Annotated in this window: 1 protein-coding gene; it reads left to right on the top strand. The window is 70.4% G+C overall.

Annotated features, from left to right (window positions below):
- Positions 1-271: 271 nt before the first annotated feature.
- A partial coding sequence (locus AWC03_RS24035) for a DUF7159 family protein (RefSeq protein WP_420845694.1) occupies positions 272-1,315 on the top strand: 1,044 nt, incomplete at its 3' end.

The following is a 1,315-nucleotide window of genomic DNA, read 5'->3' as shown; positions in this document are numbered from 1 at the left end:
GCACCGGCACCCGCCCCCGCTCCGGCAGCCCCCCAACCGGGGCCCGGCCCGTCCCACGGCGATCAGTGGGACGACTGGCTGCGCCGGCACCTCGGGGCACACGGCATCCCGATCCCCCAGCCGTAACGCCCGGAACTGAAAGCGGCGAGTGCGCGTAAAATCGTGGCACTAGGGGAATATAGGGTGGGGACTCAGTGACCTCTGGCGTTTTCGCGGGGTGCGGCGGCCACGTCCTCATCATCAGGGCTAGCAATCGAACCTTGGAGGAGCTTTGGACACCGTACTTGGCGTGTCAATGGCGCCGACGGCAGTCCGGATGGTGCTGGTAGAAGGCCAAAATGGCGAAGGCGCCACCGTCGACGAAGACAATTTCGACGTCCCAACCGAAGACGACGCCGCAACGCTCACGGCCGCCAACCAGGTAGTCTCGGCGATCCTGGGCACGCGCGAGGGCGCGGCCGAAGGCGGCTACCAACTGGCGTCGACCGGCGTGACTTTCACCGATCCGATCGAGGCCGCCGCCCTGCGGGATGCGCTGGCCGCCCACAAGGTCGAGAACGTGATGTTGGTCTCGGCCTTCCTGGCCGCGGCGGCGCTGGCCCAAGCGGTCGGCAGCCAGACGAACTACGCGCAGACGGCGCTGCTCTACATCGAGCCCGACACCGCTACCCTTGCCGTCGTCAACAGCGCCGACGGGTCGATCGCCGACGTGCGTCGGCAGCCCCTACCGGCCGATGACGAGGCCGCCGTGGCCCAGCTGGCCGCGATGGTGTCGGACGCCGAGAGGCTCGAGACGCGCCCGGACGGGGTGTTCGTCGTCGGTTCCGGCGTCGACATCCCCCTGATCAAGCCCGCGCTGGAGGCCGCGACCACGCTGCCGTTGTCGGCGCCCGAGGAGCCCGAGACGGCGTTGGCCCGGGGCGCGGCCCTGGCCTCGGCTCACGCGCCGCTGTTCTCGTCGTCCACCGCTGCGCTGGCCTACGCGCAAGACCCCGGAACCGGGGCCATCAACCCGTTCGCGGTTGCGCCGGGCTACTTCGACGTCCCCGCGGGCGCCGGCGAGGAAGGCCTCGCGTACAGCGCCGTGCCCGACGAAATCGACGACCTGTACACCGGTGCGCACACCGGCGCCACCGCTCTCGTCAACGCGGGCTATCCCGAGCGCAGCTCGTTCCGCGTGGTGGGCAGCATCGTGGCGGGCGTGTTCGTCATCGGTGTGGTGGCCCTCGTCGTCTCCCTGGCGATCGCCATCCGGCCCACGGCCAACGTCCGGCCCAGCCCGAACCAGAACGTGGTCGTCGCGCCCACCCGGCCC

The sequence above is a fragment of the Mycobacterium europaeum genome, from assembly GCF_002102155.1.
GTDB classification, from domain to species: Bacteria; Actinomycetota; Actinomycetes; order Mycobacteriales; family Mycobacteriaceae; genus Mycobacterium; species Mycobacterium europaeum.
This window is presented reverse-complemented; position numbering and strand designations above follow the sequence as displayed.